A 17838-nucleotide genomic window follows, 5' to 3' on the forward strand; every position below is an offset into this window, starting at 1 on the left:
GTCCATGCTGCTCACCCCCCGCCCCCGGCCCCGTCCGAGGATCTCCCGGTCCCGGAAGACGGCCCTGCTCGCCGCCGCCGTCTCCGTCTGCCTCATCGCCGCCGCGGCCCCCGCCGAGCCCCTGGGCGTCGGCGACCGGCTCTTCCCCCACCTGGGAAACCCGGGCTACGACGTGGCGTCGTACGACATCTCCCTCAGCTACCCGGGCACCAACGACAAGCCGTTGCAGGCCGTGACCACCATCGACGCCTGGGCGACAAGCGACCTGGACCGCATCAACCTCGACTTCGCGCACGGCACCGTGCAGTCCGTCGAGGTCGACGGACATCCCGCGCGCTTCACCGGCGTCGGCGAGGACCTGGTCGTGACCCCGGACGCTCCGCTCTCCGAGGGCAGCTGGACCCGGATCATCGTGCGGCACACCAGCGACCCCGTCCCCGGCAAGGACCAGGACGGCGGCTGGGTCCGCACCTCGGACGGCCTCGCCATGGCGAACCAGGCCGACGCCGCGCACCTGGTCTTCCCCTGCAACGACCACCCGTCCGACAAGGCGATGTTCACCTTCCGGATCAGCGCCCCCTCCGGCTACACGGCCGTGGCCAACGGTCTGCCCACCGGAGCCGACCGGATCGGCCGCACCACCACCTGGACGTACCGCACCCAGCACCCCATGGCCACCGAACTCGCCCAGGTGTCCATCGGCCGCTCCGCCGTGGTCCACCGCGACGGACCGCACGGTCTGCCCCTGCGCGACGTCGTCCCCGCCGGCGACCGCAAGGCCCTCGAACCATGGCTCGCCAAGACGCCTGACCAGATCGCCTGGATGGAGAGCAAGGTCGGCCGGTTCCCGTTCGAGACCTATGGCGTGCTCATGGCACAGGCGGCGACAGGCTTCGAACTGGAGACCCAGACCCTCTCGCTCTTCGAGAAGAGCCTGTTCACCGAGTCCGCCTACCCCAAGTGGTACATCGAGTCGGTCATGGTCCACGAGCTGTCCCACCAGTGGTTCGGCGACAGCGTCACCCCCCGCAGCTGGTCCGACGTCTGGCTGAACGAGGGGCATGCCACCTGGTACGAGGCGCTGTACGCCGAGGAGACCGCGCACCACCCCATGGAGGCCCGGCTGAAGGCCGCCTACGGCGCCTCCGACCGCTGGCGCGAGGCCGGTGGCCCGCCCGCCCGGCCCAAGCCGCCCGCCGCCGGCCAGAAGATCGGCATCTTCCGGCCGAACATCTACGACGGCGCCGCGCTCGTGCTCTACGCCCTGCGCCAGGAGATCGGCCGCACCGCGTTCGAGCGGCTGGAGCGGATCTGGGTCCAGGAACACCGGGACACCACCGCCACCACCGCCGACTTCGTCCGACTGGCCTCGGCCGTCGCCGGCCACGACCTGACCGGCTTCTTCAGGGCCTGGCTGTACGCCGAGAAGACCCCGCCGATGCCCGGCCACCCGGACTGGAAGCCCACGGCCCAGGCCGCCCCGGCCCAGCCGCGCATCGCGCGATAACCCGATGACGAGACGTGCCGTACCGTGCGACCATCTACAGGTCGGCGCGTACGGGGGACACGGGAATCTCCCGGGGTACTCGTACGTTGAACACGACGAGCGGCTGCGGGCGACCGCTGACGCCGCGACGGCACTCTCATCGACGTAAGGATCCAATGACCTCCTCTTCTTCCCCTTCCCAGGACACCAAGCGCCTCGCGCACGCCTATCCCGAGGGTCTTCGGGCCGATGCCCTGATGGAAGAGGACGTCGCCTGGAGCCATGAGATCGACGGCGATCGGGACGGCGAGCAGTTCGACCGCTCCGAGCGCGCGGCCCTGCGCCGTGTGGCCGGCCTCTCCACCGAGCTGGAGGACGTCACCGAGGTCGAGTACCGCCAGCTCCGCCTGGAGCGGGTCGTGCTCGTCGGCGTGTGGACCACCGGCACCGCGCAGGACGCCGACAACTCCCTCGCAGAGCTGGCCGCCCTCGCGGAGACCGCGGGTGCGCTCGTGCTCGACGGCGTCATCCAGCGCCGCGACAAGCCCGACGCGGCCACCTACATCGGCTCCGGCAAGGCCCAGGAGCTGCGGGACGTCGTCCTCGAAACGGGCGCCGACACCGTCATCTGCGACGGTGAGCTGAGCCCCGGCCAGCTGATCCAGCTCGAGGACGTCGTCAAGGTCAAGGTCATCGACCGTACGGCCCTGATCCTGGACATCTTCGCCCAGCACGCCAAGTCCCGAGAGGGCAAGGCACAGGTCGCGCTCGCGCAGATGCAGTACATGCTGCCGAGGCTGCGCGGCTGGGGTCAGTCGCTGTCCCGGCAGATGGGTGGCGGTCGCGGCGGCCTCGCCACGCGTGGTCCCGGTGAGACCAAGATCGAGACGGACCGGCGCCGGATCCGCGAGAAGATGGCGAAGATGCGCCGGGAGATCGCGGACATGAAGACCGGCCGCGAGATCAAGCGCCAGGAACGCCGGCGCAACAAGGTCCCGTCCGTCGCCATCGCCGGCTACACCAACGCCGGCAAGTCTTCCCTGCTCAACCGGCTCACGGGCGCCGGAGTCCTGGTCGAGAACGCCCTGTTCGCGACCCTGGACCCGACCGTCCGCCGGGCGGAGACCCCGAGCGGCCGGCTCTACACGCTGGCCGACACCGTCGGCTTCGTCCGGCACCTGCCGCACCACCTGGTCGAGGCGTTCCGCTCCACCATGGAGGAGGTCGGCGACTCCGACCTCATCCTGCACGTGGTGGACGGCTCGCACCCGAACCCGGAGGAGCAGCTCGCCGCCGTGCGCGAGGTGATCCGGGACGTCGGCGCCACCGACGTGCCCGAGATCGTCGTGATCAACAAGGCGGACGCGGCCGACCCGCTGACCCTCCAGCGGCTGCTGAGGATCGAGAAGCGCTCCATCGCCGTCTCGGCCCGCACCGGCCAGGGCATCGAGGAACTGCTCGGCCTGATCGACAACGAGCTGCCCCGCCCCTCGGTCGAGATCGAGGCGCTCGTGCCCTACACGCACGGCAAGCTGGTCGCCCGCGCCCACACCGAGGGCGAGGTGATCTCCGAGGAACACACCGCGGAGGGCACCCTGCTCAAGGTCCGGGTGCACGAGGAACTGGCGGCGGACCTGGCGCCGTACGCACCGGTCTCCGCGGCCTGACCCACGGCAGCACGACGGCCCGCCACCCTGTCCCGGTGGCGGGCCTTCGCCTTGCTCACTGCCCGGCGAACTGCTTGCTCACCGAGTCGTACACACCCTTCGCCACATCACCCAGCCGGGGACCGGCCAGCCAGCCCGCGCTCACCGGGCCGATCGAGGTGTTGGACACCAGCGCCGGCTTGCCGTCCGCGCCGGTCGCCACCCAGCCGCCGCCGGACGAACCACCGGTCATCGTGCAGCCGATCCGGTACATCGTCGGAGCGTCCTGGTCGATGGACAGCCGGCCCGGCTTGTCCTGGCACTGGTACAGCAGCCGGCCGTCGTAGGGCGCCGCCGCCGGGTACCCGGACGCGGTGATGCCCTTCACCTCGGGCACCGCCGGCGCATCGAAGTTCACCGGCAGCGCCCCGCCGACGGTCTCCTCCAGCGACTTGCCACCGCTGCCCTGCTCCGGCGTCACATGGATGACGGCGAAGTCGTACGGAGCGCCGTTGCCCCCCGTCTCACCGCCCTCGCCGATCCACTGCTGCGAGGTCTTCGCCGCATCGGCCCACCACACGCCGTACGGAGCCACCTCGGAGCGGGTGGCGTTCTCGAAGTCGGCGGCCGCCTTGCCCTGGTTGTTGTACGACGGCACGAAGGCGATGTTGCGGAACCAGCCGCCCTTCTTGCCGGCGTGCACACAGTGACCCGCCGTCCAGATGAGGTTGGACTTGCCCGGGTGCGCCGGGTCCGTCACGACCGTCGCCGAGCAGACCATGGTGCCCTCAGGGGCGTCGAAGAACACCTTGCCCGACGTGGCCGCGCTGGAGTGGTACGGCGGCGCAACCGCCTGCGCCTGCACCGGCTGCGGCGTCGGGTCCGTCACGCCCTGGTCACCGGAGATGTCGTTGTCGTCGACGCCCTTGTCCGGGTCGTCGGCGTCCCGCATCCGGTCCGGGTCCCACAGACCCTTGATGATCGGGTTGATGAAGTCGTTGGCCTCGCGCAGCCACTCTTCCTTGTCCCAGTTCTTCCAGGCGCCTTTCTTCCACTTGTCGATGTCGATCCCGTGTTCCTTGAGCCTCTGTTTGAGGTCCTCGGGGATGTGAACCTTTCCGTCGCCGGTGCCGCCCGCGGTCGCGCCGACGGTCGGCTTGCCGTCGGCATTGTCGTCACCGTCGCCGTTGCAGGCGGTGGCGGTCATCGCCAGCGCCGAGACGAGGGCGACCGCCGTCAGCGCGCGGGAGGCACGGCGTGGGCCCCTCCCTCCTCGGACGGTGAACGACGGCCGTATGGATCGCATGCTCTTGACTCCCCCTGCTGTGAAGGAACTCGGCGCTGCGGATGCGTCACCGGCACGGATCCCACGAGGAGTTCATGCCGGCCCCACATCCTTCTGGAACGGCATCACACACTATGCGCTCGCTGCGGGGGAGTTCCGATGGAACGGCAACGGTTCGGCTACAAGCCGTCTGACCTGGCTCTCGGCAGGGAGGCGAGCGGGACGGCGGAGACGGAGCAAGGCCTGTGCGTACGCAGCATGCACCGGGACAGGGCCTTGCGCCCGTGCCGTGTCCACCCCGCCGACACGTGACCGGGCTCGGCCGCCGCGCCGGGTGACCGGCCGATGCCGGCCGCGGGGAGACCGCCGTGCCGGGTCCGGGAGGACGACGCCCGCAGGCAGTCACGGCAAGGATCACGGCACTGATCTCCGCGCAACCCGTAACCCGCTGAACGGTGCGCGGTTGTAGGCGGTGGGGGGCCTGCTGTCTGTGTCCGGTCCCCGCGGATCAACTCGCCTCTGAGGAGCGGGGAGGACAACGCGCCGTGGCCGTTACGGAGTCGATGGCAGGGGGTGCACCCGGGGACGCGGGGGCCGTGCACGAGGGGATCCTGAGACGTCAGTCGGCGCGTGAGTCCTCGGCGCGCACCTACGCACGCGCCCTGCCCATCGTGCCCGTCCGGGCGAGGGGCCTCACCATCGAGGGCGCCGACGGCCGCCGTTACCTGGACTGCCTCTCCGGCGCCGGCACCCTCGCCCTCGGCCACAACCACCCGGTGGTGCTGGAGGCCATCCGTAAAGTCCTCGACTCCGGCGCCCCCCTCTCCGTGCTCGACCTCGCGACACCCGTCAAGGACGCCTTCATCACCGAGCTGTTCCGCACCCTCCCGCCCGGCCTCGCCGACCGCGCCCGCGTCCAGTTCTGCGGGCCGGCGGGCACCGACGCCGTCGAGGCCGCACTCAAACTCGTCCGCGCCGCGACCGGCCGCACGGGCATCCTCGCCTTCACCGGCGCCTATCACGGCATGACCGCCGGCGCCCTGGCCGCCTCCGGTGGCGCCTCCGACGTCCAGGTCACCCGTCTGCCCTACCCGCAGGACTACCGCTGTCCCTTCGGCGTCGGCGGCTCGCGTGGCGCCGAACTCGCCGCCCGGTGGACCGAGTCCCTCCTCGACGACCCCAAGTCCGGCGTACCACTGCCCGCCGGCATGATCCTCGAACCCGTCCAGGGAGAAGGCGGAGTGATCCCCTCCCCGGACGACTGGCTGCGCCGCATGCGCGACCTCACGGCGAGCCGGTCCATCCCGCTCATCGCCGACGAGATCCAGACCGGAGTCGGCCGGACCGGCGCCTTCTGGGCCGTCGGCCACAGCGGCATCACCCCCGACGTCATGGTCCTGTCCAAGGCCATCGGCGGCAGCCTCCCACTGGCCGTGATCGTCTACCGCGACGACCTCGACGTCTGGCAACCCGGCGCCCACGCCGGCACCTTCCGCGGCAACCAGCTCGCCATGGCCGCCGGCACCGCGACCCTCGCCCACGTCCGCGAGAACGGCCTCGCCGAGCGAGCCGCCACTCTCGGCTCGCGCATGCTGACCCAACTCGTCTCCCTCGCCGACGAGTTCCCGTGCGTGGGCGAAGTCCGAGGTCGCGGCCTGATGATCGGGCTCGAACTGGTCGACCCGGAAGCCGACGAGGCATCCTCCGGTGTCCGATCCGCCGCCGAGCACCCCGCCGAACCGACCGAGCCGGAGCCCACCCGCACTCCCCGCCCCGCCGCGCCCGCGCTCGCCGCCGCCGTACAGCGGGAGTGTCTCCAGCGCGGGCTGATCGTCGAACTCGGAGGCCGTCACGCCTCCGTGGTCCGGCTGCTTCCCCCGCTCACGATCAGCGACGAACAGGCGACGGCCGTACTCGACCGCCTGAGCGACGCCGTCGCGGCCGCGGCCTGCCGACACGCAACCCAGGGCCCACCCCGCCCAGAACGACAAGCGCCGGCCAAGAGCACGAGCTGAGCACTTCACTCGCCGCACCCGCCCACCGGCACCATCCGCCAGTCCGTCATCCCGTCCCATCCCGACCCGCCCCCTTCCCGGCACCCAGACCGACGCCCTTGCCGGGCATCCAGTCCGACGCCCTTGCCGGGCGTCCAGATCGACACCGACCGTCGGTGACAACCTCATAGCCATCTCGTTCACGCTCCTCTCCTCCGCCCGCTTTCCCACCCGCCTGGCCCTCCGGCGCCGCCCCGGGGCAGCCACCGGCCGGCCGAGGCGACCGAGCAGACGACGGAACGAGCCGCCCCGCCCCACCCCCCGAGGAGCCGCCATGAACGCCACCCCCTCTCCCGACGGCAGCTCCGGCGCCCCCGACGAACCGGGAGGCTCCGGCGCGGTGCCCTCCCGCGTACCGCTCACCGAGTCGGTCCCCCAGCAGAAAAGGCGGGACGCGGACCTCACCAGGCGGACAGAGCCCGGCGCCGACCCACTGGAGGACCCCGATCCCCTCACCGTGGCGGGGGCCGCCGCCACGGAGAACCTCCTGAGGTGCTGGGTCCGCGAGACCGGCCCCGCCGCCCCCACGACCGGCAGCCTCCGCATCCCGCTGCCCGCCAGTGGCACCGCCGTGATCGCACCGGTCCGCTACTGGTCCCCGACGGGCTGGCACCGCTTCGGCCCGCCCCGCTTCACCGGCGCACCCGAGACCGCGCCTCCCGTCGACGCCGTCACGCTCGCCGCGCTGCTCGCGAGGGAGACCACCGGCGACAGCGGCAGCGCCGACGGCACCACGGCCCCCACGGCAGGCGGCCCCGGCGACGACGGCGAACTCGTGGCCAGGGTGGCCGACTCCGCCCGCCGCATCGCATCCTTCATCCACCACCGGCGCGACCACCCCGCCGACCACTCCGACCTCTTCCTCAGCGCCGAGCAGGCCCTACTCCTCGGACATCCGCTGCATCCGACGCCGAAGAGCCGGGAAGGCCTGACCGAGGCCGAAGCCGACCGGTACTCACCGGAGCTGCGCGGCTCCTTCCCCCTGCACTGGCTGGCTGTCGCCCCCTCTCTCCTCGCGACCGACTCGGCCTGGACCGAGCGCGGCCGTCCCGTCGCCGCCGCCGATCTCGCCCGGCGCCTCGCCGGGACCGCACTGCCTCTGCCCGCCGGCTACACCGGACTGCCGCTGCACCCCTGGCAGGCGCGCGAGGTACGCCACCGCGCATCCGTCGCCGCCCTGCTCGGCTCCGGCCTCCTTCGCGACCTCGGCCCCCTCGGCGCTCCCTGGCACCCCACCTCCTCCGTACGAACCGTGCACCAGCCCGGCGCGCCAGCGATGCTCAAACTCTCGCTGGGCCTGCGCATCACCAACTCCCGCCGCGAGAACCTCCGCAAGGAACTCGACCGCGGAGTCGAGGTGCACCGGCTGCTGCGCACGGGCCTGGCCAAGCAATGGCAGGCCGCACACCCCGGCTTCGACATCGTCCGCGATCCGGCCTGGCTCGCCGTCGACGACCCGGACGGCCTGCCCGTGCAGGGCCTCGACGTGGTGATCCGGCACAACCCGTTCACCCCCACCGACGACGTCGGCTGCGTCGCCGGGCTCGTCTCGCCCCGTCCCCTCGCCGAGCCGACCGCCGGCCCGTCGAGTCCGCAGTCGACGTGGCCGCTGCGGTCCCGGCTGGCCCAGCTCGTCGCACGGCTCGCCGCACGCACCGGCCGGCCCGTCGGCGCCGTCGCCACGGAGTGGTTCCTTCGATACCTGGAGCACGTCGTCCGGCCCGTGCTCTGGCTGGATGCCGAGGCGGGCATCGCCCTCGAAGCCCACCAGCAGAACACCCTGCTCGTGCTGGACCGCGACGGCTGGCCCGCCGGTGCCCGTTACCGCGACAACCAGGGGTACTACTTCCGCGAGTCCCGGCGATCCGACCTCGACGCCCGGCTGCCCGGCATCGGAGAGCGCAGCGACACCTTCGTCTCGGACGAGACCACCGACGAACGCTTCGCCTACTACCTCGCCATCAACAACGTGCTGGGCCTGATCGGCGCCTTCGGTTCCCAGCGCCTCGCCGACGAGCGACTGCTCCTCGCGGCCTTCCGCCGTTTCCTCACCGACCTTGCCTCGGGGCCGGCCCCGCTGCGCACGTCGCTGCCCGGCCACCTGCTCGACTCACCCGTGCTGCGCTGCAAGGCCAACCTGCTGACCCGGCTGCACGGTCTCGACGAACTCGCCGGCCCGGTCGACACCCAGTCCGTCTACGTCACCATCGCCAACCCCCTTCATCACTGAGCCAAGCCCCCCACCGCACCACCCGAGCGGACCGCGCCTCAGGCGCACCGCCCCGCCCCCGCGACACCGAGGACCATGACCCACCCCGTCTCCTGAGAGGAGCGCAGCGTGCCCCCCACCGATGCGAGCGCCGGACCCGGCCCCGCCCCTGCCCACCCGGGCCGCACCGGCCCCGGCCCGGCCATCGTGGGCCCTCGAACCTCTCGCTTCCGCGGGTTCACGGTCGAGGACGACGACCCGGACAGCGAGGACACGCTGGAGCTGAGGCTGCCCACCGAGTTCATCGCACTCCGCGCCGGCTCGACGGCCGATCTCCTCGACCGAATCCCCTCATGGGGTCCGGTCATGACCTCCGTAGGCGCCTTCCGCCTGGTCCCCGTACGCATCGAGCAGGACCTGCCGCTCGTCCACCGCTGGATGAACGACGAGGCCGTCGCGGAGTTCTGGGAGCTGGCCGGGCCCCGGAACCGCACGGCAGACCACCTGCGCGCTCAACTCGACGGGGACGGAAGGAGCGTGCCGTGTCTCGGCGTACTCGACGGCACACCGATGAGCTACTGGGAGATCTACCGGGCGGACATGGATCCGCTGGCCCGCCACTACCCGGCCCGCCCGCACGACACCGGTATCCACCTCCTCGTCGGCGACGCCGCCGACCGGGGGCGAGGGCTGGGCTCCGCCCTGCTCCGCGCCACGGCCGACCTGATCCTGGACCGGCGTCCTGCCTGCGCACGGGTCGTAGCAGAACCTGATCTCGGCAACACCACCTCCGTCTCAGCCTTCCTGAGCGCCGGCTTCCGGCTCGCGGCCGAGGTCGACCTGCCCGCCAAGCGGGCCGCCCTCATGATCCGGGACCGGGTCCTGCGCGACCTGCCGTAGCTCCTCGTGACTGCATCCTCACAATGAGATACGAACGACGGCTCCACGGTGTTCCGCGGCCCGAGAAAAATTTCGAGGGCTTCCCGCGTTCCGACGGATCGGCCCTCGGCCACCCGTCCGACCACCAACCTTGAGCGCTCCCCTTCCCCGAAGCACAACCACCCCCACACCCCCCGCCGAACCCCCACCGCCCCGGAACCATCCAACCCACCGCCCCAGGAGCCCGGCCGTGATCCCGCCCCCTGTCCCCGCCATGGCCACCCGTTTGTCGGTGCAGGGTCGTAGGGTGGTCGGGCTATGACGAAGCCCTCCCTCTCCGAACTCCTGCATGCCGCTGTCGCTGCCGTCGGCGGTACGGAGCGCCCCGGCCAGGTGACCATGGCCGAAGAGGTCGCCGAAGCGATCGACGACGGATCCCACCTGCTGGTCCAGGCCGGCACCGGCACCGGAAAGTCGCTGGGCTATCTCGTGCCGGCACTCGCGCACGGAGAGCGGGTGGTCATCGCCACGGCCACGCTCGCCCTGCAGCGCCAGCTCGTGGAGCGCGACCTGCCGCGCACGGTCGACGCCCTGCACCCGCTGCTGCGCCGCCGCCCGGAGTTCGCCATGCTCAAGGGCCGGTCGAACTACCTGTGCCTGCACCGCTTGCACGAGGGGATGCCACAGGACGAGGAGGACGGTCTCTTCGATCAGTTCGAGGCCGCCGCGCCCACCAGCAAGCTGGGCCAGGACCTGCTGAGGCTGAGGGACTGGGCGGACGAGACCGAGAGCGGCGACCGGGACGATCTCACGCCGGGTGTCTCCGATCGCGCCTGGGCGCAGGTGTCCGTGTCGTCGCGGGAATGTCTGGGCGCCTCGAAGTGCGCGTACGGCGCCGAATGCTTTGCGGAGATGGCCCGCGAGCGTGCCAAGCTCGCCGAAGTCGTGGTCACCAACCACGCCCTGCTGGCCATCGACGCCATCGAGGGCGCCCCGGTGCTGCCCCAGCACGAGGTTCTGATCGTGGACGAGGCGCACGAGCTCGTCTCCCGGGTCACCGGCGTCGCCACCGGCGAACTCACGCCCGGCCAGGTCAACCGTGCCGTGCGACGTGCCGCCAAACTGGTCAACGAAAAGGCCGCCGACCAGCTGCAGACTGCCGCCGAGGGCTTCGAGCGGCTCATGGAGCTGGCGCTGCCGGGCCGCTTGGAGGAGATCCCGGAGGATCTCGCCTACGCTCTGATGGCGCTGCGGGACGCCGCCCGCGCGGTCATCTCGGCGATGGGCGCCACGCGCGACAAGTCCGTCCAGGACGAGGACGCGGTCCGCAAGCAGGCGCTGGCCTCGGTGGAGACGGTGCACGACGTGGCGGAGCGGGTCCTGAACGGCTCGGAGTGGGACGTCGTCTGGTACGAGCGTCATGACCGCTTCGGTGCCTCCCTGCGGGTCGCCCCCATGTCGGTCTCCGGGCTGCTCAGGGAGAAGCTCTTCGCCGACCGGGCCGTCGTCCTCGCCTCGGCGACGCTCAAGCTGGGCGGTGACTTCAACGGGGTCGGGGCCTCGCTGGGGCTCGGTCCGGAAGGCACGGAGGGCGAGGACCTGCCCAAGTGGAAGGGCGTGGACGTCGGCTCGCCGTTCGACTACCGCAAGCAGGGCATCCTGTACGTCGCCAAGCATCTGGCGCGCCCCGCTCGGGACGGCGAGCGCACCGACATGCTGGACGAGCTGACCGAGCTGATCCAGGCGGCCGGCGGTCGGACGCTCGGCCTGTTCTCGTCCATGCGGGCCGCCCAGCTCGCCGCGGAGGAGCTGCGTTCCCGGATCCCCGAGTTCCCCATCCTGCTCCAGGGCGAGGAGACGCTCGGCGAACTGATCAAGAACTTCTCGGCCGATCCGCAGACCTGTCTCTTCGGCACGCTGTCGCTGTGGCAGGGGGTCGACGTCCCGGGTCCCAGCTGCCAGTTGGTCGTCATGGACAAGATCCCGTTCCCGCGTCCCGACGATCCGCTGATGAGCGCGCGCCAGAAGGCGGTGGAGGACGCCGGGGGCAACGGTTTCATGGCGGTGGCCGCGACCCACGCCGCCCTGCTGATGGCGCAGGGTGCCGGCCGTCTCGTGCGGGCGTCGGGCGACCGGGGGGTGGTCGCCGTTCTGGACCAGCGGCTGGCCACGGCGCGGTACGGCGGCTATCTGAAGGCTTCGCTGCCGGACTTCTGGTACACCACGGACCGAAACCAGGTCCGCAAGTCGCTCGCGGCGATCGACGCGGCGGCGAAGCAGACGCAGACGGAGCACGCGGCTGCGCAGTGATCGCGTGGTGGCCTGACCGGTGCCGGTCAGGCCACCTGCGACCGCCCGGCGCCCGCCGCGGGAGGCCGTGCAAGGCCACTTCGGGCACACGCAGGGCCCCGGAACCGGCGCAGGGGTTCCGGGGCCCGGTCAGGGAGCGGGGGGTGACCCGCCCGCTGCAGCCGTCACACGCGGCGCAGCACGGCGACGACCTTGCCCAGGATGGTCGCGTCGTCGCCCGGGATCGGCTCGTAGGCCGCGTTGTGGGGGAGGAGCCAGACGTGGCCGTCCTCCCGCTTGAAGCGCTTGACGGTGGCTTCGCCGTCGAGCATGGCGGCCACGATGTCGCCGTTCTCGGCGACCGGCTGGCGGCGGACGGTGACCCAGTCACCGTCGCAGATCGCGGCCTCGATCATCGAGTCGCCGACGACCTTGAGGACGAACAGTTCGCCGTCACCGACGAGCTGGCGGGGGAGGGGGAAGACGTCCTCGACGGACTCCTCCGCGAGGATCGGGCCACCTGCGGCGATACGGCCGACCAGCGGGACGTACGACGCGGCGGGCTTGCCGGCGGTGTCCGTGGGCTGCACGGTCACGGCCTGGTCGGAGCCGCGCACCTCGTACGCGCGCGGGCGGTGCGGGTCGCGGCGCAGGAAGCCCTTGCGCTCCAGCGCCATGAGCTGGTGGGCGACCGAGGACGTGCTCGAAAGACCGACGGCCTGGCCGATCTCCCGCATCGACGGCGGGTAACCGCGTCGCTGTACGGAATCCCTGATGACCTCGATCACCCGGCGCTGCCGGTCGGTGAGCCCGGAGCTGTCCGCCCGGATGCCTGGAGGTCGGCCCGGCAGGGAGCGCTTGTGCCCCTCGGGATTCGTGGCTTCGTTCATCGCGTGTACCGGCTCGACTCGGCCCTGGGAGCGGTCCTGGGCGGTGATGGTGGCACTGTCTGCGGTGGTGGTCACGTCGGCCCCTCTCGATGGTCTCCCTGCTGGACAACGGTAGTTGCTTTCGAAAGGTTGCGCCAAACACACGTTCGAGTGAAAAAGTGCGTTTCACCTGACGCGATCGTGTGTCTGGGTGTATGGCGCACGCGACACCGGGCGGGCAAAAGCGCCCATTGTTGTACTCTTCACCGCCGGGGTTGCCGACCTTGTGGGTCGTGTCCCCAGTCTGCCATCCGGAACCCCTCGGTCCGGGGTCCGGGGCCCTTCCGAGCCGGAGCGGCACGCGTCCTCCCCGTGGTGCCCACGCTATCGCCGCACGCGCCCGAGAGATACGGCCACGCGCGCGTGTCTGCGCTGGTCGTCGGCGGCGCCCTCGATGCGCCGCTCCGCTGCGACACGCGAATCTGCCTCGATGTATGAGCCAATCCCCACATCTAGTGGTTGGATGGCTACAGCAGCCCACAAGTTGTGGTCCCCCGGTTAGAGGTGGCTCGGCAATCGCCTATGCTTAGGGCTGCTTCGCGAGGCTCATGGGTCCCGCGAGGCTGTTGAGTCTGCTGTGAGGAGGGTTGGAGATCATGCACTGCCCCTTCTGCAGGCACCCCGACAGCCGTGTGGTCGACAGTCGTACGACCGACGACGGCACGTCGATCCGTAGGCGCCGCCAGTGCCCCGACTGCTCCCGTCGTTTCACGACCGTGGAGACGTGCTCGCTCATGGTGGTCAAGCGGTCCGGAGTCACCGAGCCATTCAGCCGTACCAAGGTCATCAACGGCGTGCGCAAGGCGTGCCAGGGGCGGCCTGTCACCGAGGATGCACTCGCCCAGCTCGGCCAGCGGGTCGAGGAGGCGGTGCGCGCGACCGGAAGTGCCGAGCTGACCACCCATGACGTGGGTCTGGCCATACTCGGCCCGTTGCAGGAGCTCGACCTCGTGGCCTATCTGCGATTCGCCTCCGTCTACCGGGCGTTCGACTCGCTCGAGGACTTCGAGGCCGCCATCGCGGAGCTGAGGGAGGCGACGCGAGGCCCCGCCGCGGACGACGGAGACGCGGCAGCGGGGAGCCAGGAAGACGAACGCGGGCCCGGCGGGACCACTCAGGTCCCGGAGCCCGCCCACGCCGCCGACTGACCGGCGGGCCAGAACCGGGCGGAGACCCCGATTCCGGCCGGTAGGCGGTGGACGAAGACCTGTTGCGGGTGGCAGCTGAGGGTGCCCGCGACGCAAGACAGAACACGTGCCCATGGGAACAACGGGGCACTTCAGGGCGTTTTCGCCCGTACAGGGAGGCGGCATGACAGAGACGGCGAGCGGTCCGGCACGAGGTTCCCGAGCCAAGGGCGCCAAGGCCACCAAGGGACTGCGTATCGAGCGCATCCACACCACCCCCGGCGTGCACCCGTACGACGAGGTCGCGTGGGAGCGCCGTGACGTCGTCATGACCAACTGGCGCGACGGCTCGGTCAACTTCGAGCAGCGTGGCGTCGAGTTCCCCGACTTCTGGTCGGTGAACGCGGTCAACATCGTCACCAGCAAGTACTTCCGGGGTGCCGTCGGCACGCCGCAGCGCGAGGTCAGCCTCAAGCAGCTGATCGACCGCATCGTGAAGACGTACCGGAAGGCCGGCGAGGACCACAAGTACTTCTCCTCGCCCGCCGACGCCGAGATCTTCGAGCACGAGCTGGCCTACGCCCTCCTGCACCAGATCTTCAGCTTCAACAGCCCCGTCTGGTTCAACGTCGGCACTCCCCAGCCCCAGCAGGTCTCCGCCTGCTTCATCCTGTCCGTCGACGACTCCATGGAGTCGATCCTCGACTGGTACAAGGAAGAGGGCATGATCTTCAAGGGCGGCTCCGGCGCCGGCCTGAACCTCTCCCGTATCCGCTCCTCCAAGGAGCTGCTCTCCTCCGGCGGCAACGCCTCCGGTCCCGTCTCCTTCATGCGCGGCGCCGACGCCTCCGCCGGCACCATCAAGTCCGGTGGCGCCACCCGCCGCGCCGCCAAGATGGTCGTGCTCGACGTCGACCACCCCGACATCGAGGACTTCATCCAGACGAAGGTCAGCGAGGAGGAGAAGATCCGCGTCCTGCGCGACGCGGGCTTCGACATGGACCTGGGCGGCGACGACATCACGTCCGTCCAGTACCAGAACGCCAACAACTCGGTCCGCGTGAACGACGAGTTCATGAAGGCGGTCCAGGACAGCGGCAAGTTCGGCCTGCGCGCCCGTATGACCGGCGAGGTCATCGAGGAGGTCGACGCCAAGGCACTCTTCCGCAAGATCGCCGAGGCCGCCTGGGCCTGCGCCGACCCGGGCATCCAGTACGACGACACCATCAACAACTGGCACACCTGCCCCGAGTCCGGCCGGATCACCGCGTCGAACCCGTGCAGCGAGTACATGCACCTGGACAACACGTCCTGCAACCTCGCCTCGCTGAACCTGATGAAGTTCCTGAAGGACGACGGCAAGGGCCACCAGTCCTTCGAGACCGAGCGCTTCCAGAAGGTCGTCGAGCTGGTCATCACCGCGATGGACATCTCGATCTGCTTCGCGGACTTCCCGACCCAGAAGATCGGCGAGAACACGCGCGCGTTCCGCCAGCTCGGCATCGGCTACGCCAACCTCGGCGCCCTGCTGATGGCCACCGGCCACGCCTACGACTCCGACGGCGGCCGCGCCCTGGCCGGCGCCATCACCTCCCTGATGACGGGTACGGCCTACCGTCGCTCCGCCGAGCTGGCCGAGGTCGTCGGCACCTACGACGGCTACGCCCGCAACGCCGACGCCCACAAGCGCGTCATGAAGCAGCATGCCGACGCCAACGGCACGGCCGTCCGCATGGACGACCTGGACACCCCGGTCTGGGCCGCCGCCACGGAGGCCTGGCAGGACGTCGTGCGTCTCGGCGAGAAGAACGGTTTCCGGAACTCCCAGGCGTCCGTGCTCGCCCCGACCGGCACCATCGGTCTGGCGATGTCCTGCGACACCACCGGTGTCGAGCCCGACCTGGCGCTGGTGAAGTTCAAGAAGCTGGTCGGCGGCGGCTCGATGCAGATCGTCAACGGCACCGTCCCGCAGGCCCTGCGCCGCCTGGGCTACCAGGAGGAGCAGATCGAGGCGATCGTCGCCCACATCGCCGAGAACGGCAACGTGATCGACGCCCCCGGTCTGAAGCACGAGCACTACGAGGTGTTCGACTGCGCCATGGGCGAGCGCGCCATCTCCCCGATGGGCCACGTCCGCATGATGGCCGCGATCCAGCCGTGGATCTCCGGTGCCATCTCCAAGACGGTCAACATGCCGGAGACGGCGACCGTCGAGGAGGTCGAGGAGATCTACTTCGAGGCCTGGAAGCTGGGCGTCAAGGCGCTCGCCATCTACCGCGACAACTGCAAGGTCGGCCAGCCGCTGTCGGCCAAGAAGAAGGACACCGAGGAGAAGAAGGCCGAGGAGCCCGCGGCCGTCGAGGCCAAGGTGGAGAAGGTCGTCGAGTACCGCCCGGTCCGCAAGCGCCTGCCCAAGGGCCGTCCCGGCATCACCACGTCCTTCACGGTCGGCGGTGCCGAGGGCTACATGACCGCCAACTCCTACCCGGACGACGGTCTCGGTGAGGTCTTCCTGAAGATGTCCAAGCAGGGTTCGACCCTCGCGGGCATGATGGACGCCTTCTCCATCGCCGTCTCGGTCGGTCTGCAGTACGGCGTGCCCCTGGAGACGTACGTCTCCAAGTTCACCAACATGCGCTTCGAGCCGGCCGGTATGACGGACGACCCGGACGTGCGGATGGCGCAGTCGATCGTCGACTACATCTTCCGCCGCCTGGCGCTGGACTTCCTGCCCTTCGAGACGCGCTCCGCGCTCGGCATCCACTCCGCCGAGGAGCGCCAGCGGCACCTGGAGACCGGCTCGTACGAGCAGTCCATCGACGACGACGAGGTCGACGTCGAGGGCCTGGCCCAGTCCGCCCCGCGCGCCCAGGAGCTGAAGGCGGTCGCCACGCCGAAGGCCGAGTCCGAGGCGGCGAAGCCCGCCCCGAAGCAGGCGCACACCAGCGCCGAGCTGGTGGAGATGCAACTGGGCATCCAGGCGGACGCCCCGCTGTGCTTCTCCTGCGGTACGAAGATGCAGCGGGCCGGTTCCTGCTACATCTGCGAGGGTTGCGGCTCGACCAGCGGCTGCAGCTGATGTTGAGCGCCGTACAGGTGTGATGCACCTGTTCAGGGCGGTGGGCTCGGTCATCCGGGCCCACCGCCCTCGGCTTGCGCGGTCACCGTCGGGCTCGCCCTGCTCGCTGCTGCCGGGACTGAACCACACAGGTGCTCTCCGTCGGCATGACACCGGGAGTAAGGGGCGACGGCCATGGCTCTCGCCCCTTACTCATCCGGAGCGACAACCTCAGGGCTGGTGGGCCCTGCCCATCACCCGGGTGTAGGTGGCCGGGTCCTCGTCGAAGCCGTGCACCCCGGGGCGGAGGGTCCAGTTGCCGGCGTCGTCCCGTACGAACTCGGCGATCGTGGCGGCCGTCGAGCCGAGGACCGTTTCGAAGTCGTCCTCGGCGAGCACGGTGTAGCCCTCACGGACGCGCACGGCCGGATTGAGCACGTCCCCGAACCTCTTGTCTTCGGCCTGCTGCTGGATGACGACGCCCACCACCACGCGCGCGTAGCGGCCGTCGAGCCGGTCGAGTTCGAGCGTCATGACCTCGTCCCAGCCGAAACCCTTGCCGTCCGTGCTGTCGCGGTTGAGGAAGATCGTGCCGTCCGGAGAGCGGCTGTCGAAGTGCACCAGATAGGCGGGAGTCCCGTACGGGTCGCTCGACACGAAGGTCGCGGCAACGATGTCGAGATCGGTCGACGGCCGACCCGCCGGACTGGGGTCCCACTTGAGCGCGACCTCGACCTTGCGAATTCCCTTGCTGAAGCCGGTCACCAGGCTTTCCCTTCCCCCTTGTGTCGCGTTCGGCCCCAACTCCCGTGCAATCGGGGCTCTTTGTCCATCGTGCCATGCGCGCGGGGGCGCATGCCCGGGTCGTCTCCGCCC

The 17838-nt window shown here is 70.5% G+C and carries 11 protein-coding genes; 8 read left to right on the top strand and 3 right to left on the bottom strand.

All coding sequences use genetic code 11. The features are described 5' to 3' along the window. Nucleotides 1-4: 4 nt before the first annotated feature. Both ACZ4SF_RS29810 and hflX read left to right on the top strand, forming a co-directional pair. Complete coding sequence (locus ACZ4SF_RS29810) at nucleotides 5-1507, top strand: M1 family metallopeptidase (protein ID WP_468390252.1); 1503 nt, start codon at nucleotides 5-7, stop codon at nucleotides 1505-1507. A 155-nt stretch (nucleotides 1508-1662) separates the two neighbouring features. Next, entirely contained in the window at nucleotides 1663-3153 is a 1491-nt protein-coding gene (gene hflX / locus ACZ4SF_RS29815) for a GTPase HflX (protein WP_468390255.1), read from the top strand. A gap of 55 nt (nucleotides 3154-3208) precedes the next feature. Here the strand turns inward: hflX and ACZ4SF_RS29820 are convergent, their stop codons facing one another. Next, a complete protein-coding gene (locus tag ACZ4SF_RS29820) occupies nucleotides 3209-4438 on the bottom strand; it encodes a trypsin-like serine peptidase (protein WP_468390258.1) in 1230 nt (409 codons plus the stop codon). Between the two features lie 542 nt (nucleotides 4439-4980). Between ACZ4SF_RS29820 and ACZ4SF_RS29825 the strand changes: the two genes are divergently transcribed. The 4 genes from ACZ4SF_RS29825 (at nucleotide 4981) to ACZ4SF_RS29840 (ending at nucleotide 11869) form a co-directional block, all read left to right on the top strand. Further along, nucleotides 4981-6432 carry a diaminobutyrate--2-oxoglutarate transaminase family protein gene (locus tag ACZ4SF_RS29825; protein ID WP_468390261.1) on the top strand — a complete coding sequence of 484 codons (1452 nt, stop codon included), beginning with the start codon at nucleotides 4981-4983 and terminating at the stop codon, nucleotides 6430-6432. 313 nt (nucleotides 6433-6745) lie between these two features. Next, nucleotides 6746-8701 carry an IucA/IucC family protein gene (locus ACZ4SF_RS29830; RefSeq protein WP_468390262.1) on the top strand — a complete coding sequence of 652 codons (1956 nt, stop codon included), beginning with the start codon at nucleotides 6746-6748 and terminating at the stop codon, nucleotides 8699-8701. A 108-nt stretch (nucleotides 8702-8809) separates the two neighbouring features. Next, nucleotides 8810-9580 (top strand): GNAT family N-acetyltransferase, encoded by a 771-nt coding sequence (locus ACZ4SF_RS29835; RefSeq protein ID WP_468390265.1) that lies wholly within the window; start codon nucleotides 8810-8812, stop codon nucleotides 9578-9580. 297 nt (nucleotides 9581-9877) lie between these two features. Beyond that, nucleotides 9878-11869 (top strand): ATP-dependent DNA helicase, encoded by a 1992-nt coding sequence (locus ACZ4SF_RS29840; protein WP_468390268.1) that lies wholly within the window; start codon nucleotides 9878-9880, stop codon nucleotides 11867-11869. 164 nt (nucleotides 11870-12033) lie between these two features. On the opposite strand, the gene lexA is transcribed toward ACZ4SF_RS29840, so the two are convergent. Then, on the bottom strand, nucleotides 12034-12813 hold the full coding sequence (lexA, locus tag ACZ4SF_RS29845) for a transcriptional repressor LexA (protein ID WP_030750750.1): 780 nt from the start codon (nucleotides 12811-12813) through the stop codon (nucleotides 12034-12036). Nucleotides 12814-13373: 560 nt separating this feature from the next. On the opposite strand from lexA, the gene nrdR reads away from it, so the two are divergent. Continuing rightward, entirely contained in the window at nucleotides 13374-13925 is a 552-nt protein-coding gene (gene nrdR, locus ACZ4SF_RS29850) for a transcriptional regulator NrdR (protein WP_468390271.1), read from the top strand. A gap of 163 nt (nucleotides 13926-14088) precedes the next feature. Continuing rightward, nucleotides 14089-16983, top strand: a complete 2895-nt coding sequence (locus ACZ4SF_RS29855; RefSeq protein ID WP_468390274.1) for a vitamin B12-dependent ribonucleotide reductase — start codon at nucleotides 14089-14091, stop codon at nucleotides 16981-16983. A gap of 210 nt (nucleotides 16984-17193) precedes the next feature. On the opposite strand, the gene ACZ4SF_RS29860 is transcribed toward ACZ4SF_RS29855, so the two are convergent. After that, nucleotides 17194-17766, bottom strand: a complete 573-nt coding sequence (locus tag ACZ4SF_RS29860) for a TerD family protein (RefSeq protein ID WP_468390276.1) — start codon at nucleotides 17764-17766, stop codon at nucleotides 17194-17196. Nucleotides 17767-17838: the final 72 nt, after the last annotated feature.

It is taken from the genome of Streptomyces sp. NPDC027663, assembly GCF_055566415.1.

Bases quoted from the DNA above. Each gene is read 5' to 3' on its own strand.
- ACZ4SF_RS29840 (WP_468390268.1), top strand. From the start codon at position 9,878: ATGACGAAGCCCTCCCTCTCCGAACTCCTGCATGCCGCTGTCGCTGCC.
- nrdR (WP_468390271.1), top strand. From the start codon at position 13,374: ATGCACTGCCCCTTCTGCAGGCACCCCGACAGCCGTGTGGTCGACAGT.
- ACZ4SF_RS29810 (WP_468390252.1), top strand. From the start codon at position 5: ATGCTGCTCACCCCCCGCCCCCGGCCCCGTCCGAGGATCTCCCGGTCC.
- ACZ4SF_RS29830 (WP_468390262.1), top strand. From the start codon at position 6,746: ATGAACGCCACCCCCTCTCCCGACGGCAGCTCCGGCGCCCCCGACGAA.
- ACZ4SF_RS29825 (WP_468390261.1), top strand. From the start codon at position 4,981: ATGGCAGGGGGTGCACCCGGGGACGCGGGGGCCGTGCACGAGGGGATC.
- ACZ4SF_RS29855 (WP_468390274.1), top strand. From the start codon at position 14,089: ATGACAGAGACGGCGAGCGGTCCGGCACGAGGTTCCCGAGCCAAGGGC.
- hflX (WP_468390255.1), top strand. From the start codon at position 1,663: ATGACCTCCTCTTCTTCCCCTTCCCAGGACACCAAGCGCCTCGCGCAC.
- ACZ4SF_RS29820 (WP_468390258.1), bottom strand. From the start codon at position 4,438: ATGCGATCCATACGGCCGTCGTTCACCGTCCGAGGAGGGAGGGGCCCA.